The organism is Wenyingzhuangia heitensis, from assembly GCF_011762155.1.
Classification (GTDB): Bacteria; Bacteroidota; Bacteroidia; order Flavobacteriales; family Flavobacteriaceae; genus Wenyingzhuangia; species Wenyingzhuangia heitensis.
On record NZ_JAASQL010000006.1, the window covers coordinates 1 to 25321 of the forward strand.

Annotated in this window: 23 protein-coding genes and 1 tRNA gene; 6 read left to right on the plus strand and 18 right to left on the minus strand. The window is 30.7% G+C overall.

Annotation, left to right across the window (positions count from 1 at the left end; translation table 11 throughout):
- Window positions 1–178: 178 nt before the first annotated feature.
- The 7 genes from FHR24_RS14000 to FHR24_RS14030 all read right to left on the minus strand — a co-directional run bounded on the left by FHR24_RS14000 (window position 179) and on the right by FHR24_RS14030 (window position 10157).
- On the minus strand, window positions 179–1330 hold the full coding sequence (locus tag FHR24_RS14000; protein WP_167190250.1) for a tyrosine-type recombinase/integrase: 1152 nt from the start codon (window positions 1328–1330) through the stop codon (window positions 179–181).
- A gap of 38 nt (window positions 1331–1368) precedes the next feature.
- Window positions 1369–2691 carry a TolC family protein gene (locus FHR24_RS14005; RefSeq protein WP_167190252.1) on the minus strand — a complete coding sequence of 441 codons (1323 nt, stop codon included), beginning with the start codon at window positions 2689–2691 and terminating at the stop codon, window positions 1369–1371.
- Window positions 2672–5869: an efflux RND transporter permease subunit gene (locus tag FHR24_RS14010; RefSeq protein ID WP_167190256.1), complete on the minus strand. Its 3198-nt coding sequence runs from the start codon at window positions 5867–5869 to the stop codon at window positions 2672–2674. Before FHR24_RS14010 ends, FHR24_RS14005 begins: the two co-directional genes overlap by 20 nt.
- Window positions 5869–6987, minus strand: coding sequence for an efflux RND transporter periplasmic adaptor subunit (locus tag FHR24_RS14015; protein ID WP_167190259.1), 1119 nt, complete (start codon window positions 6985–6987; stop codon window positions 5869–5871). Before FHR24_RS14015 ends, FHR24_RS14010 begins: the two co-directional genes overlap by 1 nt.
- Before the next feature lie 125 nt (window positions 6988–7112).
- Entirely contained in the window at window positions 7113–8009 is an 897-nt protein-coding gene (locus FHR24_RS14020; RefSeq protein ID WP_167190262.1) for a YitT family protein, read from the minus strand.
- Window positions 8010–8103: 94 nt separating this feature from the next.
- Complete coding sequence (gene proC, locus FHR24_RS14025) at window positions 8104–8901, minus strand: pyrroline-5-carboxylate reductase (protein WP_167190265.1); 798 nt, start codon at window positions 8899–8901, stop codon at window positions 8104–8106.
- 47 nt (window positions 8902–8948) lie between these two features.
- Window positions 8949–10157 carry a pyridoxal phosphate-dependent aminotransferase gene (locus FHR24_RS14030; RefSeq protein ID WP_167190268.1) on the minus strand — a complete coding sequence of 403 codons (1209 nt, stop codon included), beginning with the start codon at window positions 10155–10157 and terminating at the stop codon, window positions 8949–8951.
- 147 nt (window positions 10158–10304) lie between these two features.
- Between FHR24_RS14030 and FHR24_RS14035 the strand changes: the two genes are divergently transcribed.
- The gene (locus tag FHR24_RS14035) at window positions 10305–10562 is read left to right on the plus strand and encodes a hypothetical protein (protein ID WP_167190271.1); all 258 of its coding nucleotides are present in this window, start codon (window positions 10305–10307) and stop codon (window positions 10560–10562) included.
- A 63-nt stretch (window positions 10563–10625) separates the two neighbouring features.
- Here FHR24_RS14035 and FHR24_RS14040 read toward each other — a convergent pair whose 3' ends face one another.
- Window positions 10626–11027, minus strand: coding sequence for a DUF1573 domain-containing protein (locus FHR24_RS14040; RefSeq protein ID WP_167190274.1), 402 nt, complete (start codon window positions 11025–11027; stop codon window positions 10626–10628).
- 124 nt (window positions 11028–11151) lie between these two features.
- Here FHR24_RS14040 and FHR24_RS14045 point away from each other — a divergent pair, with 124 nt between their 5' ends.
- Window positions 11152–13785: a valine--tRNA ligase gene (locus tag FHR24_RS14045; RefSeq protein WP_167190291.1), complete on the plus strand. Its 2634-nt coding sequence runs from the start codon at window positions 11152–11154 to the stop codon at window positions 13783–13785.
- 119 nt (window positions 13786–13904) lie between these two features.
- Window positions 13905–14762: a hypothetical protein gene (locus tag FHR24_RS14050; protein ID WP_167190295.1), complete on the plus strand. Its 858-nt coding sequence runs from the start codon at window positions 13905–13907 to the stop codon at window positions 14760–14762.
- A 1-nt stretch (window position 14763) separates the two neighbouring features.
- On the opposite strand, the gene FHR24_RS14055 is transcribed toward FHR24_RS14050, so the two are convergent.
- The 6 genes from FHR24_RS14055 to msrB all read right to left on the minus strand — a co-directional run bounded on the left by FHR24_RS14055 (window position 14764) and on the right by msrB (window position 19678).
- On the minus strand, window positions 14764–15690 hold the full coding sequence (locus tag FHR24_RS14055; RefSeq protein WP_167190298.1) for an aldo/keto reductase: 927 nt from the start codon (window positions 15688–15690) through the stop codon (window positions 14764–14766).
- A gap of 277 nt (window positions 15691–15967) precedes the next feature.
- A complete protein-coding gene (locus tag FHR24_RS14060; protein WP_167190301.1) occupies window positions 15968–16702 on the minus strand; it encodes a hypothetical protein in 735 nt (244 codons plus the stop codon).
- A 172-nt stretch (window positions 16703–16874) separates the two neighbouring features.
- On the minus strand, window positions 16875–18416 hold the full coding sequence (locus FHR24_RS14065; protein WP_167190304.1) for a protein adenylyltransferase SelO: 1542 nt from the start codon (window positions 18414–18416) through the stop codon (window positions 16875–16877).
- 11 nt (window positions 18417–18427) lie between these two features.
- Window positions 18428–18697: a GNAT family N-acetyltransferase gene (locus FHR24_RS14070; RefSeq protein ID WP_167190307.1), complete on the minus strand. Its 270-nt coding sequence runs from the start codon at window positions 18695–18697 to the stop codon at window positions 18428–18430.
- A 2-nt stretch (window positions 18698–18699) separates the two neighbouring features.
- On the minus strand, window positions 18700–19236 hold the full coding sequence (gene msrA / locus FHR24_RS14075) for a peptide-methionine (S)-S-oxide reductase MsrA (protein WP_167190310.1): 537 nt from the start codon (window positions 19234–19236) through the stop codon (window positions 18700–18702).
- Window position 19237: 1 nt separating this feature from the next.
- Entirely contained in the window at window positions 19238–19678 is a 441-nt protein-coding gene (msrB, locus tag FHR24_RS14080) for a peptide-methionine (R)-S-oxide reductase MsrB (RefSeq protein ID WP_167190313.1), read from the minus strand.
- A 96-nt stretch (window positions 19679–19774) separates the two neighbouring features.
- Between msrB and FHR24_RS14085 the strand changes: the two genes are divergently transcribed.
- Window positions 19775–20890 carry a peroxiredoxin family protein gene (locus FHR24_RS14085; protein WP_167190316.1) on the plus strand — a complete coding sequence of 372 codons (1116 nt, stop codon included), beginning with the start codon at window positions 19775–19777 and terminating at the stop codon, window positions 20888–20890.
- A gap of 68 nt (window positions 20891–20958) precedes the next feature.
- A complete protein-coding gene (locus tag FHR24_RS14090; RefSeq protein WP_167190319.1) occupies window positions 20959–22506 on the plus strand; it encodes an SDR family NAD(P)-dependent oxidoreductase in 1548 nt (515 codons plus the stop codon).
- A 42-nt stretch (window positions 22507–22548) separates the two neighbouring features.
- Here the strand turns inward: FHR24_RS14090 and FHR24_RS14095 are convergent, their stop codons facing one another.
- The 4 genes from FHR24_RS14095 to FHR24_RS14110 all read right to left on the minus strand — a co-directional run bounded on the left by FHR24_RS14095 (window position 22549) and on the right by FHR24_RS14110 (window position 24935).
- On the minus strand, window positions 22549–22953 hold the full coding sequence (locus FHR24_RS14095; RefSeq protein ID WP_167190322.1) for a group III truncated hemoglobin: 405 nt from the start codon (window positions 22951–22953) through the stop codon (window positions 22549–22551).
- A gap of 65 nt (window positions 22954–23018) precedes the next feature.
- Entirely contained in the window at window positions 23019–23462 is a 444-nt protein-coding gene (locus FHR24_RS14100; protein ID WP_167190325.1) for a hypothetical protein, read from the minus strand.
- Window positions 23463–23506: 44 nt separating this feature from the next.
- Window positions 23507–23926, minus strand: a complete 420-nt coding sequence (locus FHR24_RS14105) for a hypothetical protein (protein ID WP_167190328.1) — start codon at window positions 23924–23926, stop codon at window positions 23507–23509.
- 67 nt (window positions 23927–23993) lie between these two features.
- Window positions 23994–24935: a calcium/sodium antiporter gene (locus FHR24_RS14110; RefSeq protein ID WP_167190331.1), complete on the minus strand. Its 942-nt coding sequence runs from the start codon at window positions 24933–24935 to the stop codon at window positions 23994–23996.
- 249 nt (window positions 24936–25184) lie between these two features.
- Between FHR24_RS14110 and FHR24_RS14115 the strand changes: the two genes are divergently transcribed.
- Window positions 25185–25258, plus strand: a tRNA-Arg gene (locus FHR24_RS14115).
- Window positions 25259–25321 lie beyond the last annotated feature (63 nt).

Sequence of the window (25321 nt, forward strand, 5' to 3'; positions counted from 1 at the left end):
GTTTTATGATTTTAGGTACAATTTTTTGAGAAAAGGATTCATTTCCAATTATAATTAAGAGTATCAGTATTATTTTTTTCATAATTTACTACAACTAGTTATATCAACACTAAAGGTATCTTTTTTGCATGTCAATTGCGGGTTATCGATACTATTTAGGTTTCTTTTTTGGTTAAATTTAATTAATTTTATTTCGTTGTTCAAGTTGTTTTACAATTAAATCTAAAGGGTTCGTTATTTTTTGTAAATCCTGACTTCTTACATGTGTATACACCATTGTAGTTTCGGGTCTTGCATGCCCTAAAAGTTCTTGAATGTAACGAATATCAGTTCCGTTTTCTAATAAGTGAGTAGCGTAACTGTGCCTTAATGTGTGCGGAGTTACACGCTTGGTTATATTGGCTTGCATACAACTTGTCTTTAAAAATTTTCGAATAGACATAGGTGTGTACTGTTTACCTTCATTAATTCCTTCTACTAAATAGGTTTGTGGTGTGTACGTGTTTAAATAATTATGTAATAATGGCATCATAACATTGGCAATAGGTACATATCTGTCTTTACGACCTTTGCCACTTACTACTTTTAACATTTTTCTGTCAATATCTAAATCTCTTATTTTTAAATTAAGTAATTCTCCAATTCTTAATCCAGAGGAATAGATTAATGCAATACAAATTCTATGTTTTAAATTTTTGGTAACTCTTATCAGTTCTAATACTTCGTTATTTGATAGTACATTTGGTAACATCCTGCTTTTTTTGGGAGCTAAAGCGTTAAAATCAATTTTAGTTTCAGAATTTATAAATAGTAAATAATGTTTCATAGCACTAATAAACTGTCTGTGCGTGCTAATAGAACTATTCTTAGGAACTATGTAATCTTCTGCATGTTTTTCTATAGATCTAAGGTCTATTGGAGTATTTTGATCTTTGTTTACAATATATTCTGCAACCAAATAACTGTAGGTTTTAAGAGTACTATCACTAAATCTTTTTCCTTTTAAATAAGTATAAAAGCTGTTTAAATGATTTTTTTGCACATCATTTAATTGAGTTTTAATAGGAGATAAGTTAAGTTTAGAAACGGATGATTTAAATACAGGACTAAATTTTAAATCGGCTTTGTCTTTAAAAATAGAAACTAACTTTTCTTTAGACATTGCATTTATAGGGTAGTACCAAACATTTTTGGTAACATTCCATAAAGCTCCTGTTTTTCTGCAAAGCTCCTTAGTATCATAGTCAAACACAAAAGACAAAGTGTATACACTTTGTCTTTTGTGTTTACTAATATCTATAGTAATAATTGTCTTTTTTACAGCTTTCAATAAGAAAAATTGCTGACTAATTTTTTGTTTTTCAGTTGTTAAAACTGTTGATTTAACAAATCTCCGCTTAAAAATAACAATTGTAATTCTGCCAATTTAGCTTCGTATTTTGCTTGACTTTTGTTTAATTGCACATTTAATAAATTAAGTTGTGCTTGTCTAAAATCGATAGAATTTATTTGCCCCAACTTAAATTTTTCTTGTGTTCTGTCAAAATTATTTTGAGCCGTTTTTATATTTAACTCTTGTACTTGATAAATTTTGTATTTATTCTGATAATCTTCCCAAGCATTGTTAAAATCTCTTTCAATCTCTATTAAAATATTTTGTTTGGATAGTTTTTCGTTTTCTACGGCTAACTTGGTGTTTTTAGCGGCTGAATAATTTTTACCATCAAATAAATTCCAACTTAAACTTAACCCTCCAGATAATCCTGTATTGGTAGATGTGGTTAAAAAAGAGGCTGCATTGTTGTTGTTTTTAGACCAACCATAACTACCTGTTAAACCTAACGTAGGCAAAAAATCAGATTTTATTATTTTGGCTTCTAATTTTTTAATAGCAATGTTTTTATCTGCCTTTAGCAAAGCAATATTTCTATCTTTTGCTTGGGTAAATAAGGACTCTTTTTTTAACTGTAAACTAAAATCTACTTGGGTGTTTACATCGTAATTAGTACGAAGTGTATTTCCTAAAATTACATTTAAGTTACGCTTGGCATTACTTAATTGCTGATCAATTTGCATCAATTGTATGCTATCATTATTTACATCTACCTGTGCATTTAACACTTCTAATTTTGTGTTTTGACCATACTCAAACTGATAATCAGATCTTTTGGTTCTTTCTTTAGAAATTTCAAAACTTTGTGTTAATGTTGATGTGTTTTCTTTTAGCAAAGCTACATTGTAGTATAAAGAAAATAACTGAAGAATCGTGTTTTCTATCGTTTCTCTAGCTTGTAATTCTGATAATTTATACTCTTCTTGTAATTTTTTGTAATTGTATTCTCTACCCAATCCATCAAACAGCGTATAGTTTAAGTTTAAAGATGCGTTGTAAGAGGAGCTTTTAGCACCTTCTAAATTAGTCACATCTCCATTAGAAAACACTGCTTCGGTATCATTTAAGTTAGTGTTGGCTCCGGCATTTCCTGTTAACGTAGGTAAATAACCTGAATTTAAAATATCAGAATTATTCTTGGCTACAGCTACATTATTGTTTACCATTTTAATACCATAATTACTTTCTAAAGCAATGACTACGGCTTTTTTTTGGGTTAAAACCTCTTGTGCTTTTAGGGTAGAAATGCTAAAAGCAAATGCAATGTATATATATGTATTAATGCTCGTCTTCTTCATTTTTTTCTTTTATTGCGCGTTCTACTTCTTCTTTAGTTACATCATTTCCTGTTGCTAACCATTTTACATTCTTTTTAATACTATTGCTAAAAGACAAAAATAGTGGTAAGACTAAAAGGGTTAGTATAGTAGCATATGCAATACCAAATGATATTGAAATAGCCATGGGTTTTAAAAACTGAGCTTGTCTACTTTTTTCTAATAATAAAGGTGCCAGTCCTGCAATAGTAGTTAAAGAGGTTAAAAAGATAGCTCTAAATCTAGATTTACCTGCCTCTAACAAAGCTTCATCAAACTTCATCCCTTCTTTTAAATTGGTATTAAATTTTCCTATCAATACCAAACCATCATTTACCATAATACCAATCAAAGCAATAATACCTAATAGAGATAAAATATTTACTGGAAAATCTAAAAGCCAATGTCCCCAAGCCACAGCTGTTAAACTAAAAGGAACTAACAGTAACAATAATAACGGTTGACTGTAGCTTCTAAACGTAAATGCAATGGTAATGTATATTAGTAATAAAATAATAGGACCTGCTACGCTTAAAGAAGAAGATAATTTGCTTGCTTCTCTATTTTGACCTTCAAAAGAAGCAGAAATAGTTGGGTACTTTTCTTGCAGTTTTGGAATAAAATTAGTTCTAATATCATCTAAAATATCAGTGTTACTAGCAGTAGGGTCTTTTAAATCTGCAGACACTCTAATTTCTCTTTGTCCTTCTAAATGATTAATGGCAACTTCTCCACGAATAATATTATAGGTAGCAATGTCTTTAAAAACAACTCTTTTTCCTGTTGATGTTACAATACGCATTTTGTCTAAATCATTAATAGAGTTTCTGTTGTCTCTGTCATAACGAACCCAAACTTTAATTTCATCTTGACCTCTTTGAAAGCGTTGTGCTTGAACTCCAAAAAAACCGGAACGAACTTGTGCCATTACCGTTTTTAAATCTAAACCAAGTAGGTAAGCATTTTCTTTTAATTGAATACGGATTTCCTTAATTCCAACAGGATCATTGTCTTCAATATCTTTTAAAATAGGGTTAGATTCTAAATAGGCTTTTAATTCAATTTTAGAAGCTTTTAATTCATCAATATTGTTACTTAATAATGATACAGAAACAGGGCTTCCTCCAAAGTTTCCTCCAGAACCATAAATTAATTTTTCTACACCTACCACGGGACCTACCAATTCTTCTAATCTATTGGTAATCATAAAGGCTTTAATTTCATCGGGTCTTTCTTCTCCTGGTAGTAGATTGATGGTTAATTTTGCACTAGAACTACTTGTAAATCTTAAGATGGTGTTTTCAAACAATTGTTTGTCTGTTCCTTTTAAATATTTATCGGTAAGTTCTTTATTTACAATAAAAGATTTTTCCTCTATTAAAGAAATAATAGAGTCTGTAGTCTTCTCGTTAGTACCTGCAGGCATTTCTAATTCTATGGTAGCGCTATCACTTGCAACTCTAGGGAACAGCGTTACTTTAATAATTCCTCCCATAATAGAACCCATGGTTAAAATTAACAAACCAATAAAAATAGCTGCGGATAATATTTTAAATTTTAAAACAAAATCTAAAGTCGGACTGTAAATTTTATCTCTTAAAAAGATCATTAATCGGTCTCCCAACTTATTGATGCTTCTCATTTTTCCAAAAAACTGTTTTAGTTTTGATGGATTTTCTTCTTTTATATGTGGTTGTAATGCTTTAGAATGTGCTAAATGTGCGGGTAAAATTATTAAGGCTTCTACTAAAGAAACAATCAATGTTAAAATTACAATTACAGAAACTTCACCAAAAAATTCTCCAATTCTACTATCTAAAAATAAGAACAAAGAAAAGGCTAAAAGTGTAGTAATAATAGCAGATACAACAGGTGGAATTACTTCCATAGTTCCATCAATAGCGGCTTGTATAGGTGTTTTTCCTTTTTCATAATGTTGATAAATGTTTTCGGCAATTACAATACCATCATCTACCAAAATACCAATTACGATAATCATTCCAAAGAGAGACAATACATTAATGGTTACATCAAACTGAGCAGCAAAAATAAACATTCCTAAAAAGGCTACAGGCAAACCAAAGGCTACCCAAAAAGCCAAACGAGTATTTAAGAATAAAGATAAAAAGACCAAAACCAAAATCATACCTACAATGGCATTTTCGGTAAGTAACTCAGTACGCTGTACCAATGTTTTAGACATGTCATTAACAATGTCTATTTGTACATTTTCATTTTTTTGATTGTAATTTTCTATATACTCTTTTACTTTGTCTGCAGCAGAAATTAAATCTTCGCTATTGGTACTAGTTACAGAAATATTAACTGATAATTGTTGATTGAAATAAGTAGCATTTGGGGTTTCTTCAAAACGATCTCTAACAATAGACACGTCTTTTAAACGAATAACTTTTCCGTCAGCTGTAGCTTTAATAATGGTGTTAGACAACTCATCACCATAATAAGCTTTATTGTTGGCTCTTATTAAATATTCTTCTACATCGGTTTTAATTTCACCACCTGTTGTTAAAATATTAGAGTTGCTTACTGCATTGGCAACATCAGAAAAAGTAAGATTATAAGCTAGTAAATTGGTTTCGTTAACGGCAATTTCAATTTCTTCTTCAGGGTATCCTGTAATGTCAATTTGAGAAATACCATCAATAGCCCTTAAGTCATTTTCAACAGTTCTAGCCAATTGCTTTAGAGTAACTAAAGGAACGTTTTTTCCGCTTAAGGCAAAAGAAATAGTTTGTCTAATTTCTTCTTGTTTAGAGACAATTAAAGGTTCCATTCCTGTAGGAAAACTAGGAACTCTATCCACAGCATTTTTTACCTCTAAAAGCATAAAATCTATGTTTTCTCCTTTTTCTATTTCAACAGTAATACTACCACTGTTTTCTTTAGAAATAGAGGTTACTCTGTCTACACCTTCTAATCCTTTTAAATTGTCTTCTATTTGTAATACAATTCCTTCTTCAATTTCTAGGGGAGCAGCACCAGGGTAAACAATATTTATGTTGATTATTTTAGAGTCTACTAATGGAAAAAAAGAAGATTTTAAAGAACTAATTCCAAAAATTCCGAATACAAAAAACGCAAGGATAAAAACATTTACCGCTACGTGATATTTTATGAAATAACTAATTATTTTTTTCATTATTCTTCGGTCTTATTAAAAGGTTTTACCAACATTCCTGCATAAGCACCAGAAATAGGACTGCTTAAAATAACGGTTCCGTTTGCAATGTTTTGTAGTACAACTTTGGTGTCTGAAAAATAAACAGGAGAAACTGCTATTTTTTCAAGTTTACCGTTAACAACACTAAAAATTTCATTACCCTCTAATAATAAGTTTCTATTTAACTCTATAGCGTTGTTTACTTTTTTGGCATTAATTAATGCTTCTAAATAAATACCTTCTTTTAAATCGGCATTTTTCACTTCTATAAACACGGATAGTGTTTGTGTAGTAGGATCTATACTTCCATTAATTCTGGTAATAACACCTTCATAATTTTCGGTTTTATCTAAGTTAGTCAAAGCAACTTTTTCTCCTGTCTTTAAAATATTAGCAAAAGATTTACTAATAGAAACTTGCATTTCATAAATAGACGGGTTGATAAATTCTCCTAATTTTTGATTACTTCTGATTAAACTTCCTTCAGTAGCCAAAGCCTCGGTTAAAATACCTGTAAAGGGTGCTGTTATTTTATATTTAGACAAACGTTGCTCTAAATTTTTAAGACTGTAATAACTGCTTACAATACCACGACCTACAATAAAATAATTCTCTTTTTCTGAATCCATTTTGGGTAGGGCAGGAGCAGGTTTTTCCATGTTAAAATTACTTAAATAATCTTGCCATTTTTGATATACTTCTGGAAAATCAAGTCTTAAGTCGGGCATAATAGCAGCAATATTATTGTATAACAAACTTTTAGAAGCTTGTACATTTGCTTTAAATTCACCTGCATCTATCTGGATTAATGTTTCTCCTTTTTGATAAACTTCACCTGTTTTAAATAATTTTTTTCCAAGTTTTAAAACCCCTTGTACTTCTGCATATAACTCTATACGCTCTTTAGCTACTAGACTACCGTTTGCTGGTACTACAATGGGTATTTCTGTGTTTTGTACAGTGTCTATAAATACAGATTTAATTGTTTTTTTTACAATAGGCTTTGGTTTTGTTTTATTAGCTATTATGTTTTTAGAAAGTAGAACACAACCAATAATAAACAAGACACCTATAGTGGATAGAATAATTTTTCGCATTTGTTTAGTATAGAAATTAGAATATTAAATTTATAAATTTATTTGTTATTATTATAAATAACAATAAATGGTTTTAATTATCAATTATCTTGCCGTTTTAATAATTAATATTATTTTTTTGTGATTTAATGTAAGGGTCTTTTTTTAACAATTCCTCCTTTAATATCTTTAATACTATTCATTACAATAAAAGCCTTGGAGTCTATTTTATCTATTTCGTTATTTAATCTACTTAATTCTAGTCTTGTAATTACCGTATATAAAATATCATATTTGCTAGATTCTCCTTCTTTTCCATAACCTCCTTTTCCGTTATAAACAGTAACACCTCTTCCTAATTTAGAAGTAATCATTTCTTTAATCTCAATACTTTTATTTGCTATAATGGTTACTCCAATATATTCTTCAATACCTTCTATTATAAAATCTAAAGTTTTGGATGCTGCCATATAGGTAATCATAGAGTATAAAGCAATTTCAATAGATAATAAATAAGCAGCAATAGAAAAAATAATTACGTTAATTAAAATGATGATATCTCCAATAGTAGTCCCAAACTTTTTACTAAGATAAATTGCTAATATTTCAGTTCCATCAATAACAGCACCACCACGAACAGCCAATCCAATTCCGGCACCCAAGAAAAAACCTCCAAAAATAGCGACCAATAAATCATCATTGGTTACATTAGGAAAAGAAACTGTTGCTACACAAAGGGCTAATCCAGCAATAGCTAAAGATGTTTTTATGGCAAATTGTTTCCCCATGGTTTTATAACCCATAAAAATAAAAGGAAGGTTTACAGCTATAATTAATATATAGAGAGGAATTCCAGAAACGGCTGTAATTAATAATGAGATTCCTGTGGCTCCACCATCAATAAAGTCGTTGGTTAACAAAAATCCTTTAAAGCCAAATGAGGCTGAAAAAATTCCGATAATAATTAAGAGAGCATCTTTTATATTACATTTTAAATTAGTTATAAAACTTGAATGTTCTTTGTTAATTTGGGAGGTGTTCATATTAAAATTTTTATATGGATTGATTGGTTCTAAAAATACAAAACCCTTTGCAATGGCAAAGGGTTTTGTATATGATAAAAAAGGGTTTTTGAACTTATTTATCTGCAGCTAACTCTTTGGCTCTTGTTACACAAGCAACGGTTCCTTCTTTTATTAGGTTGTGAACGTTGTTACTATCAAAGTTGTTTAAGGCAGCACGGGTAGTTCCTCCTTTAGAGGCTACACGGTTCATCCATTCTACTAAAGAAATGTCGTTTTGTTTATACAGTTCTACAGCTCCTTCAAAAGTTTGAGCTGTTAATGTTTTGGCTTCTTCTCTAGAAAAACCAAAATCTTCTGCAGCTTCGGCCATGGCATTCATAAAGTAGAAAATATAAGCAGATCCACTTCCAGAAATTCCAGTCGTATTGTCAATCATGTCCTCAGTTTCAACTTCAAAAGCTTTTCCTGTAGATTTTAAAATACTTCCTACCAAGTCTAAGTTTTCTTTTGCTACTTCTTTAGATCCTACATAGGTGGTCATCCCTAATTGAATAGAAGCAGGTAGGTTAGGCATACATCTAATTACTTTGTCAATTTCCAATCCTTGTTGAATGGTTTCAATCGTCATTCCTGCCATTACAGAAACAAATAATTGGTTTGCATTTACAATAGATTTTATATCAGCAAAAACCAACGGAGCAATCTGTGGTTTTACAGCTAAGAAAATAATATCGGCATCTTTTAAAGCATCATATGTTGTAGATGCTTTCATTTTATTCATTCCATTAATTTCAGTAACCCTGTCGTCAGACTTGTCAATAATTTCAATGTTCGCAATTTTTGCATTGTATATTCCTTCTGCGTAGGTGAAACCCATGTTTCCACCACCAATTACAACTATTTTTTTCATTTTTTTAGATTTTTATATTCATTCAATTTTTTGAATAAATAATTGTTTTATTGATTTAAAGCGATGCTGTTACTATACTTTATAAGTCCATCTTTTAAAATTTCAACAGCACGTATTAATTTTTCTTTTTCTAAAACGTAAGCAATTCTAATTTGATTTTGAGCAATGTTAGGAGTAGAGTAAAAACCACTTGCGGGAGCTACCATTACGGTTTGTCCGTTATTGTCATAACTTTCTAACATCCAACGAGCAAAATCTTCTGCATTTTTTACTGGCAAATCTGCCAAGCAATAAAAAGCACCGTTTGGTTTTACTACATGTACACCCTCTATTTTAGTTAGTTCTGTAATAATAACATTTCTACGTCCTATATATTCCTCTTTTACTTCATCAAAATAACTTTGTGGTGTGTCTAGTGCGGCCTCTGCAGCTATTTGAGCAATGGTTGGTGGACATAATCTAGATTGTGCCATTTTCATTACTGTACTAATCAATTCGGGATTTTTAGAAATAACACAACCAATTCTAGCACCACACATGCTATATCTTTTAGATGTAGAATCAATCATAATGGCATTCATATCCATTCCTTTTTCTTCCATAATAGAGTAATGTCCTTCATCTGTATATACAAATTCACGATACACCTCATCAGCAATTAAAAATAGATTGTACTTTACAACCAATTTTTTTAGTTCTCTAATTTCTTGTTTAGAATATAGAGTTCCTGTAGGGTTTCCTGGATTACAAATTAAAATAGCACGAGTTCGGGGTGTAATTAAGGCTTCAAATTCATTTACTTTAGGCAAAGCAAAGCCATCTTCCATACTCGTATTGATAGGAACTACTTTTACTCCTGCAGCAATAGAAAAACTAGTGTAGTTGGCATAAAAAGGTTCCGGAATAATAATTTCATCCTGTGGATCTGTAATACTAGCAATGGTAAAATACAAAGCTTCAGAACCACCAGTGGTTACTAATATTTGTTCATTGGTAATATTAATACGGTGTTTTTTGTAATAAGCGACCAACTTGTCTCTGTATTGTTCAGAACCATTAGATGTAGAATATTCTAATACTTCCATATCTATATTACGGACTGCATCTAAAGCAACTTTTGGAGTTTTAATATCAGGCTGTCCAATGTTTAAATAAAAAATTTCTGTACCACGTTTCTTGGCGGCTTCTGCATAAGGAACCAATTTACGAATTGGAGACTCAGGAATAGCACGACCTTTATTAGAAACTCTAAGCATTGTATATTTTTATTTATGTTTTAAGGGGAACAAAAGTACGAATTTCTTAGTTTTTTATAGCATAGAACTAGGGTTATTGTAATTGATTAAAATCAATTGTAAAATTGTTGGGTTTTAACCATCCACACGACTATTGACAGAAACAACATGCAAAACTCATCAAAATACTCTTCTATACTTTTAGTAGAAGCAGGAAGCAAACCACAAAATGAAATTAAGTTTTTTGATTCTTTAGGAAACAGAAAAACAATTATTGATTTAATCACTAGAATTAAAAAAGAAGAAGGTGCCGAAATAGTAATTCTTAAAAGTGGAATAGAAATTCCCATAGAGAGAATACATAGTGTAGATAAAGAACTTTCACCGTATTACTCTAATGACTTTTTTAGTTGTGATTGTGTTTAATATACTTCATAAAAAAAGCCACTTTTAAAAGTGGCTTTTTTTATGAATTTAAGAATATAAAATTTAGTCTTTTAAAACTTCTCCTTTAATTCTAACAACCTTAGGTTGTTCTGTAGCGTTAGATACAATAGTTACGGTTTTAGAAAATCTACCCACTCTATCAGTAGCATATTTTACTTTAATTTCTCCAGTTTTACCAGGCATAATTGGTTCTTCTGGTTTTGTAGGTACGGTACATCCACAGCTACCTTTTACGCTTTGAATTACTAAAGGAGCGCTTCCTACGTTTTTAAATCTAAAAAAACGGACACCGTCAGCGTTGTGTTTTACCTTTCCGTAATCTATTACTTCCGTTTCAAATTTCATTTCAGGCTTTAAAGAACTTTCCTTTGCTGCGTTAGCATGTTGCGCAAAAGTTAACATTGGAGCCAAAGCCATGCAAATAATAAGTGCTAATTTTCTCATGTTGATTAAATTTTTGATAAAATTAAATTTTATAATCAACATTCAATAACTATACCGTAATTTTTTTTTAGTCCTAAATGATATTTGTATTTTTGGCCACCTGATTATTTAATAAAATCAACACATGAGTATTCCGAATACATATAATGCTACAGCAGTAGAAGAAAAATGGTATGATTACTGGATTAAAAATGATTATTTTCATTCCACACCAAACGATAAAGAACCTTATACAATTGTAATTCCGCCACCAAACGTAACGGGAGTTTTACATATGGGACACATGCTTAACAATACCATTCAAGATGTATTGATTCGTAGAGCTCGTTTAAGAGGTTACAATGCTTGTTGGGTACCTGGTACCGATCATGCATCTATTGCTACCGAAGCAAAAGTAGTTGCCAAGTTAAAATCTGAAGGAATTAACAAAGAAGACTTAACACGTGATGAATTTTTAAAGCACGCTTGGGAATGGACAGATAAACACGGTGGAATAATTTTAGATCAGCTTAAAAAACTAGGTGCCTCTTGTGATTGGGAGCGTACTAAATTTACCATGGATACAGATTTAAGTGAAGCTGTTACCAAAGTTTTTGTTGATTTGTACAAAAAAGGAGATATCTATAGAGGATATCGTATGGTAAATTGGGATCCAGAAGCAAAAACCACTTTGTCTGATGAAGAAGTGATTTTTGAAGAAAAGCAAGGAAACTTCTATCATATTAATTACAAAATAGAAGGGTCAGAAGAAGTAGTAACCATTGCCACTACACGTCCTGAAACGTTGTTGGGAGATACCGCTATTTGTATCAATCCTAATGATGAGAGATATAGTCATTTAAAAGGTAAAAGTGTAATTGTACCTATTGCCAATAGAGTGATTCCTATTATAGAAGATGAATATGTTGATATTGAGTTTGGTACGGGATGTTTAAAAATAACTCCAGCTCACGATCAAAATGATAAATTGATAGGAGAAAAGCATGGTTTAGAAGTGATTGATATTTTAAACGATGATGCTACTTTAAACGAAAACGGATTGCATTACAACGGTAAAGATCGTTTTGTAGTTCGTAAAGAAATTACCAAAGAATTAGAAGAATTAGGTGCTTTGGTAAAAGTAGAACAGCACATGCACAAAGTAGGAACGTCTGAAAGAACAAAGGCTGTTATAGAGCCTAAAATTTCTGCTCAGTGGTTTTTACGCATGGAAGACATGGTAAAACCTGCTTTAGATGCAGTTTTAAAAGATGAAGAAATTAAGTTGTATCCTAAAAGATATGACAACACATACCGTCATTGGTTAGAAAATATTCGCGATTGGAATATTTCTCGTCAATTGTGGTGGGGACATCAAATTCCCGCTTTTTTCTATGCAGATGGAGTAGAGGATTTTGTAGTAGCAACTTCTTTAGAAGAGGCTTTGCCATTGGCTAAAGAAAAATCTGGAAACAATGCGTTAACAGTTGCAGATTTAAAACAAGATGAAGATGCCTTAGATACTTGGTTCTCTTCTTGGTTATGGCCAATTTCTGTTTTTGATGGAATTAACCATCCAGAAAACGAAGAAATTAATTATTACTATCCAACCAACGATTTGGTTACAGGACCAGATATTATTTTCTTTTGGGTTGCCAGAATGGTGTTTGCAGGATATGAGTTTAGACAAGAAAAACCATTTAGCAATGTGTATTTTACAGGAATTGTAAGAGACAAACAAAGACGTAAAATGTCTAAATCTTTAGGAAACTCTCCAGATCCTATCGAATTGATGCAACAATACGGTGCCGATGGTGTTCGTGTTGGGTTGTTGTTATCTGCAGCAGCAGGAAACGATTTAATGTTTGATGAAGATTTATGTGCGCAAGGACGTAACTTTACTAATAAAATTTGGAATGCTTTTAAGTTGATTAAAGGTTGGGAAATTTCTGAAACAGAAATACAACCAGAAGCTTCTAAAATAGCGATTGACTGGTACAAAGCAAAGTTTCAAAAAACATTGGCCGAAGTAGATGCTAATTTTGAAGTATATCGCTTGAGCGATTCTTTAATGAGTATCTACAAATTAGTTTGGGAAGATTTTTGTGCTTGGTTCTTAGAAATGATCAAACCAACTTATGGAACTCCAATGGATGCTGTTACCTTTAAAGAGGTAATAACCATTTTAGAAGATAATTTAAGAATATTACATCCGTTTATGCCTCATTTAACAGAGGAAATTTGGCAGTTAATTTCTGATAGAACTCCAGATGAAGCTTTAGTTATAGCTAGCTATCCTAAATCTGTTGCTTATAATAATGGAATTATCAAAGGTTTTGAAGTAGCATCTGAAGTAATTTCAGGAGTTAGAACCATTAGAAAAGACAAAAACATTTCTTTTAAAGAAACGATTGATTTGGCTGTTTTAAACAACAACAATACAAGTAAAGACTTTGATGCTGTAATTACAAAAATGTGTAATATTGCAGACTTATCTTATGTAGATACTTCTGTAGACGGTGCTTTAAGTTTTCGTGTACAAGCTAATGAATACTTTGTACCCATGGCAGGAGCTATTGATATTGAGGCAGAGGTAGCTAAATTAAACGAAGAATTAAAATATACAGAAGGTTTCTTAAAATCGGTTCAGAAGAAGTTGTCTAATGAACGTTTTGTAAACAACGCTCCAGAACAAGTAATTGCTAGTGAACGTAAAAAAGAAGCAGATGCTTTGTCTAAAATAGAAACTATTAAAGCAAGTTTAAGTTCTTTGGTTTAAGGCATTTATTTTTTAACATTTAAAAAAGTCGAAAGTTTATACTTTCGACTTTTTTTATGATGATTAAATCATAATATAAGTTTAACACATTGTTATGATTCTCTATGTATTTTTAAGAAATGGGAATTAGGTATAAATTACAAATTGTTACTTTATTAATAGCTTGTTCAACAATATGGATAGGATGTGATTCTGATGATCGTTTTAAAGACAGTAGTACAGAAGAGGTTCTAGAATCTTTGTCAATAACCAATTTTGAATTGTTGGCAAAAGACAACTCTTCTTACACCAACATAGATCTAGTTGTTGGTTCTAATCTTCAATCTGTAGATTCTTTGGTCATTTGCTTATTTCCAATCTCTGTAGATTTTACGGATTTAACTCCTGCAATTACCTATTTAGGAAGTAAAATTGAATATAGAATAAATAACGATGTTTTTAAAGAATACTCCATCAAAACAGGAGAAAGTATTGATTTTAGTTTTCCAAACATTGTTGAATTTAAAGTTTCAAATTCAGAGAGTTCTTTGTTTAAAACATATAGAATAATTGTAGATACAGAAAGACCTATTTTATTTAACAATCCCAATATTACAATACCAGATACAGAAGTAAAAACCAGTTATAATGGTTTGGAAATTGATACTTGGAAAAATGTAGGTAATTATCCTATAAGAGTCACATTAAGAACTACAAATTATGTAGATATAAAAAGCCCTGATAACTCTACAAGCACTATTTTTAGTACTACGTTAACAAACTTAACAAATGTAATCCCCACAAGCCAGGGTAAAGTTAATGTGTTTACAACAAATGCTACTGTAAAAGGAGTATACAGTACTACAGCTCTATTTCATCTTTATTTTAATGAAAACTTAGGGTATATTGTTTATGATGATATTACCAATAAATATGTGAAAGATATTGGTTACATACCCGTAGAATTATCTTTAAAAGGAACTATTGTAGTTCCATAAATTAATTCCAAGACAACTCTTTACGTTCACTCCAATACGTTTCTTTTTTTGTTTCTAATGTAGATAAGGTTTTAAGTTCATCACTAGTTAATTTAATCGTTAAACATTTTAAATTTTCTTGTAATTGATGTTTTGTAAAAGCACCACTTAATACAATATAAGGTTGTAAAGAATCTATAATAAAACGCAAAGCAATAGCATCTATACCCACATTGTGTTTTAGGGCCAAATCCGTTAAAAGAGTAGGAGTGTTTTTAAATATTCGTCCGTTTGCAATTCCTTCTTTAATCACAATGTTTTTTCCTTTTCTGATTAAATCAACTAAAGTATTAAATGTACTTTGTTCAAATACGTTGTAGGTAACCTGAAAAACATCAAACAAAAATTGATTGTTTATTTTAATACTAGCAGCTTCTTTTAAAACAATTTCTTGATTTGGACCACTGGTTGTTAATCCAATTTGTAAACCCGTTTCTTTTTTAATTTCACTAAGTTTTTTTAAAACTTTGTTGTTTTCTAAAACGCCACTTTCTAAGGTTGCAGAGTGTATTTGATATACTTTTAATGCAGGAATCATTACTTTAGATGTTTCCCATTGTTCTATCAATTTTTCAATACTATGTTCCTTAATTTCATGTGCACCTTTATAACCTAACTCCCAGTTAGCAACATAAGTATACCCCCATTTTGTAGCTAAAACAGTATTGGTGTGGTTGTTTTTATTTTGCCATTCTTTTAAAAATTCTTCCCCTTTTCCATAAGAAGGAGCTGTGTCAAAATAATGAATATTTATGGAATAAGCAGTATCTAACATATCAAAAGCATTTTTTTTAAAACTACTTTCGCTCTTGTCTAGATCCTTGTTTTCTCTAATGTTAATGTATTCTGGTCTACCTAAAGCTGCTAAGCCCAATCCTATTTTTGTCATAGAATAAAAATACTTAAATAAAATAAAACAAGTAGAGTTATTAAATTTAATAAAGGTTCTTTTCTGAATTTTAAAAAATAGGTTGTTGTCATCATATAAAACATTTATTGGTATTGGGGAATTTTATGCTTTTATACGAGTTTGATCCAGATGAAGTGTACCAATGTTTATGGAATTGTTTTGTAGATGTTATAACATGTAATACAAAAGTAATTACATAAAAAAAGAGGAGTTATTCTATTGAATAACTCCTCTTTTTACTTTGTTACATAAAACCTTATTTAATAGAAAAAGGTTTTATAGTTTCTCTGTTAATTGTTTCCTTCCAAGTAGAACCTGTAGGTCTAATAGAAACATTTACCATATAGTCATCTCCTTTTTCAAATCCTTCTTTTTGAAAAACTTTAATAGTTGTTGTAGCAGCACCTTTGTTTATTTTTACAATTCTACCAGCAACCCATTTGTTTGTTTTTGCATTTTTTAACTCTAAAGAAATTTCTCTATCTGTTGTAGCAGCATATTTTACTTCAAAAGTTAATAATTTAGGGTTTGTTAATTTACCAGTTCCCTCAATAAAAGATACTTTGTCCTCTGTAATTACACCATTGTTTACATCATTTCCTATAGCAAAAGGTTTAAGTTCGTCTTTTGAAATGGTTTCTTTCCATGTACTTCCTACAGGTCTAATAGTAAGAATTACGGTGTAGTTACTACCATCTTCAAATTGTCCTTTGGTGTTTACTTTTACCTTAGTAGTACCTTCTCCCTTTTCAACTTTTACTGTTTTACCAGCAATCCATTTGTTTTGTTTAAAGTCTTTTAGCTCTATGTTAATTTCTCTGTCCTCTGATGCTTTATAGTTAACTTCAAAAGTTAAAGGTTTTGCGTTTTCAACACTTGCTGTTCTGTTTGCAAAAGATACTTTGTCTTTTTGTGCAGATGCAAAAGAAAAAGTAGCCAAGGCTAATACAGTTGTAATTACTCTTTTTAAATATTGTTTTTGTGTTTTCATAAATTATTTATGTTGGTTAATTATGTCAAAGTTATAATTCTTATGAATATACAACAATATTTATGCTTAAAATAACAGTGAATTTAGAGGTGTTAAGTAGTTTGTGAGTCTTGTTTTTAAAGGGATTGTACATATGTTCTAGTTCTTTGTTGTTTTGTTGTAGTTGCGCAAATTAGCTACTACAACTAAGCATCGAACAACCTACTTTTTTCTTAGCCCAATCAGGTCTTTTGGCAAACCATTTTTCATTTTTGGGTTGTTCATCATATGGTTTTTGTACTAGATTGTACAATTCATTTATCAAACTATAATCTCCTTCTTCAGCGGCTTCAATAGCTAATTGAGACATGTAATTTCGTAATACGTATTTTGGGTTTGTAGTATTCATTTTAGCAATTCTCTCTTCTTTAGAAATATTTTCACTTGCTAATCTTGTAAAATATTGATCAAACCAAACTTGCCACTCTGTTAAAGTTTCTCCTTTTAATTGTTCGGGAGTGTAAAAAGCATCTAAACAATCTTCAATTTTATCAGCAGTAGCCAAAAGTCTAAAAAAGATAGTCATATCAGTTTCTATCAACTTTAAATTGGTTTCTAAAGATTGAATTAAAATGTAATCTTGTTTGTTAGGAGTTTCAATTCCAATTTTAGCACACATCATGGCTAAATTTTGTTCCTCAAACTGTGTTTTATAACTATTTAAAGCTTCCTCCAAAGGTTTGGCATCTTCAGTCAACGTATAAAAAGTGTTGGCTAATTGATATAGGTTCCATAAACCAATATTAGGTTGTTGTCCGTAACGATAACGTCTGTTTTGACTATCTGTAGTATTTGGAGTCCAATCTGGATCGTAATTGTCTAACCAACCATAAGGTCCGTAATCAATAGTCAATCCTAAAACCGATAAATTATCTGTATTCATAACCCCGTGTACAAAACCAACACGTTGCCAATGCACAATCATTGTTACGGTAGCGTTTACAATTTCTTGAAATAATTTTATGTAATCTTCTTTACTATTTTCTTCTAAATTAGGAAAATGATGACGAATGGTATAATTCATCAATGCGGCTAACGTTGTTTTATCGTTTCTAGAAGCAAAAATCTGAAAACTTCCAAAACGGATAAAACTCTCGGAAACTCTTGCTACAATAGCACCAGGTTCGTAGGCAGGATTTCCGTTGTATAGAACATCTCTTAAAACTTCATCACCAGAAAGAGACAAAGATAAAGATCGGGTAGTGGGCACTCCTAAATTAAACATGGCTTCAGCACATAAATATTCGCGAATAGAAGATCTTAATACGGCCAAACCATCTGCTGTTCTAGAATAAGGTGTTTTACCTGCTCCTTTTAGTTGTAAAGTGTAAGATTTGTCTGTTTTTACTTGAAATAAATTAATAGCTCTACCATCTCCTAACTGACCTGCCCAATTTCCAAATTGATGTCCACCATAGCACATAGCGTAAGGTTCGGTATTAGGATACACGGTATTTCCTGTGACTAACTTAGTGAATTCTTTAGATTTTAGATCCTCATCAGAAAAGCCTAATTGTTTTGCTACTTCCGTATTTACATGCAGTAGATTAGGATTTTTAGTTTTTATAGGTGTAGCCAAAGAATAACAAGCATTTTCTACCTGTCTGGTAAAATTTTCTAGGTTGCTATCTGCAGGTAATTCGCTTGTAAAGGTATCTTGTATGTTTAATTTCATAGATTTTTATATTAGGAAATAATATTTTTCCATTTTTGGCTACGTTGTGCAATTGCTTTTACATAACTACAAACAGCAACAGCTTTAAAACCTTCTTGTGTTAATTTTGTAAAGGTTTTTTCTACTAGTTTTTTTCCAATTCCTTGACCTCTTAAACTTGCAGGTACTTCGGAGTGGGTTAAATACATTAAATCATTTTTGATGCTATATTCTACTTTAGCAATAGCACCATCAATGTTTAAAACATATCTATTTTTCTCTTTTTGATGTTCTATTTCCAATTTTAACTTTTTAATTTAGAGGTATGTAACTCTCTTAATTTATTCAATTTTGGACCCACTACCATGGCACAATATCCTTGTTCAGTGTTTTGTTTGTAATACCCTTGATGGTAGTCTTCTGCATCAAAATAATTAATTAGCGGACTAATTTCTGTAACAATAGGATCCTTAAAATATTGTTGAACATCTTGTGTGATTTGTTCTGCAATTTGTTTCTGAATTTCATCGTGATAAAAAACAACAGAACGGTACTGAGTTCCTACATCGGCACCTTGTTTATTTAATGTGGTAGGATTGTGTGCAGTGTAAAACATAAATAAAATTTCTTCAAAAGAAATAATGTCTGCATCAAACTCAACACGAATAACCTCTGCATGTCCTGTTAAACCAGAACAAATTTCACGATATGTTGGTATACCAGGAACGTTTCCTCCGCTATAGCCAGATGTTGCTTTTAATATTCCATTAACCTCGTTAAAAAAAGCTTCTACACACCAAAAACATCCTGCTCCTAGAGTTGCTTGTTCTATTTTTGCCATATTATTTTTTAATTAAAGATTCTGAATTTATACAATAGCGCAAGCCTGTAGGTTCTGGACCATCAGGAAAAATATGTCCTAAATGACTGTCGCAATTGTTGCATTGTACTTCAACACGAACCATACCATGTGTTTCATCTTTGATATATTTTATAGCATTGTTTCTTACAGGTTGTGTAAAACTAGGCCATCCTGTACCAGATTCAAATTTAATAGAAGAATCAAACAACTCGTTCCCACAACAAACACAATTGTATATTCCAGCTTGGTGACTTGTACAATAAGCTCCCGTATGAGGCATTTCGGTACCTGATAATCTGGTGATTTGAAATTGTTTTGGAGTTAAAATTTCTTTCCATTCCTCAGCAGATTTTTCTACTCTTTTTGTAGGAATTGGATTTCCTTTTACTGTAAAATGAATAATATCTTTCCAAGTAAGCATATGCGTTGTTTTTATCTTTAGTAACAAAGGTATAGAAAAGCTTACAGAGAGATTGATTAGCATATAAATATTATATATATTGTCAAAAAAAAAGAAATGAAAAAAAATTATACTTCAGTAATTTTGTTATTGCTGTTTGTTGTAAGTACTGTAGGTGCTCAAGAAAATCCGTGGAAATATGAAAGTGCAAATCGTTTGCAAAATGAAGTTTCTATTACTTATCAGGTGGTTTATGAAAAACAATTAAATTCTTACGAAAAACAATATTTCCCCAATGAAAGAGTTGTGACTTTTAATAAGGATTTTATGTTGATTAAAGATTTTAGTCCTAGAACTAAATTAAAATACACCACCAATAAACTGTTAGACTACAATGAACAGAAATTATATGTGTGTACAAATAGTAATAACTACAAAAGAGCTGTTAGTTATGATTTTGAAAAAGGTAAACTAAAAGCAGAAAAGCAAACACACACAAAAGAAATTGAAGGCTTAGCTTGTGATGAATACATTGTAATATTAAATGGAGTACCGTCTACAGTATATAGTACTAAAAAAATAGGACTAAAGTATTGTGAAAATTTTGATATTGAAGGTTTTGTATTAGAGTATCCTTTTTACTCTAAAAAATATGGAAGAGGTAAATATGTTGCTAAAAAAATAAACAATGTGCGTTTGCCCAAAAGTGTATTTAGTTTAAAGAATTATACAATTTACACAAAAGAAGAATGGAAAGAATACAAAATAGATGGAAAAAAATCTATTAGTAATGTAAAGTATAAATATTTAAATGAAAAAGCTCCTAGATTAAAATTAAAAACCTTAGATAAACTAAAAGTTGATTCTAAAAAAAGGATAGGGAAACAAATAATCTTAAATTTTTCTTACGTAAAAAGTGGTGCTTGTAAAAATGCCGTTACTTATTTAAATGAAATGCAAGAACATTATAAAGGAAATAAAAATGTATTGGTTTTGAGTTTGTTTTTAGATGATCCTTATGATGTGGAATTATTTAAAGAAAAGACTGGAATAAATTATCAAGTGGCAGGAGCTGCAAGGTGGTACGCAGATCGTTTTGAAATTAATAGATATCCTGCTACATTAATTATAGATAATAAAGGAACCGTTAGCTATGTTACTTACGGATTGGGAAGTAGAGATACAAAAACAATTATAAATAAAGTAGATAATAATTTAACAAGTATAGAATAGTTAAAAGAGTTACAATCAATTAGTAGTAGAACTAAATATAGTATCTTTGCATTCCATTTTTAATATCTATGTCAGAAGATTCTAAACAAAACACAGTAAACAACAAAGAAGTAAAACAATGTATACATACATTGGAGTCTTTGTTGGGAAATACCGATCAGCTTTTTGAAATGCCCGAAGAACAACGTGTTGCTTTAATGAAAGTAGCAGGATTGCTAAGTAGACCCACTAAAGAGGAGCAAGATAGAAGAAGAAAGGATGCTAAAAAAGCAACCAAACGTAAACAACGTGAGCGTGAAAAACATGCACGTAAAGAAACAGGAATACGTTCTGCTAGAGAAGCGGCTGTTTTTGAAGCTCCTAAAATGTTAACTTTTACAGAGGTAAAAAAAGACGACATTCCAGAATTAGAATCGCCAAGAAATTGTTATGTATGTAAAGCTTTATTTACCAAACTACATCACTTTTACGATAGTATGTGTACGGAGTGTGGTGACTTTAATTATGCAAAACGTTTTCAGGAAGCAGATTTAACAGGACAAGTTGCTATTATGACAGGTTCTCGTTTAAAAATAGGATATCATATAACATTAATGATGTTACGTTCTGGAGCTACAGTGATTGCAACCACGCGTTTTCCCGCAGATTCAGCAATTCGTTTTGCCAAAGAAGATGATTTTCAAGAATGGGGACATCGTCTAAAAATTCATGGATTGGATTTAAGACATATTCCTAGTGTAGAGATTTTTTGTAATTATATAGAACAAAAATACGATAGATTAGATATTTTAATAAACAACGCAGCACAAACAGTGCGTAGACCTGCAGGTTTTTATACGCATTTAATGGAGAATGAAGAAAAACCATTAACAGCTTTACCTGTAAATGCACAAGAATTGTTAAGCGACCATTACAGTTGTTTACAAGAATTAAATCAATTAAGTGGAAGTGTAGTTGCTACTAAAAATAATGCCCCTGTAACTTGGCATGGAGAACAACCAGGAGTGGGATTAAGAGCTTCGGCAAAATTATCTCAGATACCTTATAGTTTTGACAATTCGTTAGCTACAAGTGAAGTTTTTCCTGAAGGTGAACTAGATGCTGATTTGCAACAAGTAGATTTACGTAAAACCAATAGTTGGCGTTTAAAAATAGGACAAATAGAAACTACCGAAATGGTAGAGGTACAGTTGGTAAATTCGGTAGCCCCTTTTGTATTAATCAATCGTTTGGCAGAGTTAATGAAGAAAGAAAATACGGGTAAAAAACATATTATTAATGTTTCTGCCATGGAAGGAAAGTTTTATCGCTTTAAAAAAGAAGATAGACATCCGCATACCAACATGGCAAAAGCGGCTTTAAATATGCTAACTCATACATCTGCCTCTACTTTAGCAAAACATGGTATTTATATGAATGCTGTAGATACAGGTTGGGTTACAGATGAGGATCCTGCAGAATTGTCTAAAAAGAAAGTTGATTTACATGATTTTCAACCTCCGTTAGATATTGTGGATGGAGCAGCCAGAGTAATAGATCCTTTGTTTGATGGAATTAATACGGGAAAACATTGGTGTGGTAAATTCTTAAAAGACTACAGGCCAATAGACTGGTAGAATGATAACAATACAATACAACACAAAAAAGAGTAGCCATGGCTACTCTTTTTTGTGTTTAGGTTTTTGTCTTCTTATCACCATATTCTGAATTTGTGCAATATTATGAGCAGCCATTTGAGCTCTAGTAGCCAAGTCTCCCTCATACAAACTGTTAATGGTTTTACTCCATATGGATAACCATCTATCAAAATGTACTTGATTTATAGCATGATCAAAAGCAGCATCGGTTTGTATGTGTTTTTGAGTAGGACTGCCTTTAAATTTAGGAATTCCAAATAAGTTGGTTTCCCAAAAATCTGTTAGTTTTTCTAAATGTGCAGGCCATTCATCATCAGCAATCATATGATTAAAAATAGGACCTAATAGTTCATCAACTCTAATATTGTCATAAAAACTGCAAACTAATTTGTTTACATCTTCTCTGTTTTTAATATCTGTTTTCATATAAGCAAAAATAACATAAAAGTGTTTTCTGTAACATGAAAAATATCATCATTTAAACTAATAAATTAATTTTTGTGTTGATAAGAATATTTAAGGTTATTTAATTTTAGATCTAACTCTTTGGGTGTAAGGTCTAAAGATAATTTCTGTAAACAAGGGTCGTTGGTAGAGTAAATAAAAGAAAGAGCCTTGTTTCTTAAAGCCATAGAAAATAGAACGATAATTGCTGTTTCTTTAGGACTGTTTACAAGAAATATAGAGGTTATGTTTGAGTGCGTAATGTTAGCTTTTTTTACAAGTTGAATTCTATGTTGTATAAGTTCTGTTACCTCTTTTCCTGTAAAATCTATTTGAGCTTTTCTATAATCAGCAAGAATGTTTTTTAATTTGGATACGTCTGTTTCTTTAAAAAGAAATGTTAAAAATGAGGACAATATTAGTTTTGTTACAGGCCCATTATAGGTAACAAATAATACTTCACCGTTATTTAAATATTCATAGCTTATCATAGAAAGAAGTATTTATAACATAAATCTACATAAAAAATGACTTTCTAATAACTATGCTTTAGGTTTTTTATTTTAAAATCAAATTCTTCAGGAGACATATTCAAAGATATTTTTTTTAAACAAGGATCAGAGGTTGAATAAATAAATACAGGAGATTTTTCTAAAGCAATTGAAAACAGGATACTAATAGCTGTCTCTTTAGGTCCTTTAACAAGAAATATAGTTTTGATTTTATAATGATCCTTATTTGCTTTTTCCGTTCTTGTTTTTATAATATCTTGTGCATCCTTTGCTAAAAAGTCCATTTCTGCATCTCTGTAATCCGCAACAATATTTTCGAGAGTAGATATATCTACTTCTCTAAAAAGAAAGGATAAAAAAGAAGAAAGTAAGGGTTTGCTTATTTTCCCAGTATATTTTACAATTAATAATTTTCCGTTATTAAAATATTCATACTTAATCATAGTAAAATTAATTTTAGCTAACCAATTAATTAAATGTACTAAAAAATGATTAAGAATAAAACAATACTTAAAATACAGTTTTGTAAATAAAAAGAACGTAACAACTTAAAAGTAACAAACCTTCTTTTAGACCAAATTTTAATTTATTAGGAATAAAACACAAAGGAAGAATTATAAATGCAATTCCTAACATCCAAAAAATATCGTTTGTTATAATTTGGGTATCGCCCACTTTAATTGGAGTTATAATGGATGTAATTCCTAATACAGCCATAATATTAAATATATTTGAACCAATTAAATTACCTATAGAAATTGCTTTTTCTTTTTTAATTACTGCTATAATTGATGCTGCTAACTCTGGAACACTAGTACCTATAGACACAATGGTAACTCCAATAACTCTTTCGCTAATGCCTACTTGTTCTGCCAAACCAATAGCTCCTTTAATCAATAATTCAGAACCTCCCCAAAGGCCTAGACCACCAAGGGTTAAATAAAAAATAGTTTTGCTTAACGAGATTAGTTTGGTATCTAATTCTATATCTATTTCCTGAGCTATTTTTTTTCCTTGCACACGTAATAAATAGATTATGAATAAAAGTAACAATACCACTAAAATAATTCCTTCATAGCGATTTAGAACTCCATCAAAACCAATAAAAGCATAGAGTAGGATAGAGGCAGCCATCATTACAGGCCAATCAATAGTGTAAAAAGATTGATCAACGGTAATAGCACTTAAACAAACCGTGATTCCTAATACAAATGCTAAATTAGCAATGTTAGATCCTATTACGTTTCCCAAAGCTAAATCAGGAAAACCATCTAAAGCAGATTTTATACTAACAATTAATTCTGGTGCAGATGTAGCAAAAGAAACTACAGTCATACCAATTACTATCTTAGATATATTTAGCCTCATAGAGATAGCAACAGAAGCTTTTAATAACCAATCCCCTCCAAAAATTAAGACCACTAATCCAGTGATAATATAGAATAAATTCATTTTTCTTAAATTTAATGCGAATATAGTCTTAATAATAAGATGATGAAAAAAAGAATTTTTAGAATATTGGCAAAAATAAACAAGGTTATTTGTCCTTGTTTATGTCGTAAAGAATTGGATTTGAGCAAAGCAAATAAGTTTCAAAAAATATTGATTTATTGGAGATTTTATATCACAAAAAATTCTCTTTAAAAAAAAGAAAAATATTTTGTTACATTGTAATAAACCTGTATATTTGCACCCGCAATAGGCCTCGTAGCATAACTGAATAGTGCACTTGATTACGGCTCAAGAGGTTGAAGGTTTGAATCCTTCCGAGGTCACAAGCAAAACTCATCATATTAATTTATGATGAGTTTTTTTATGCTCCTAAATTTATGTGTTTA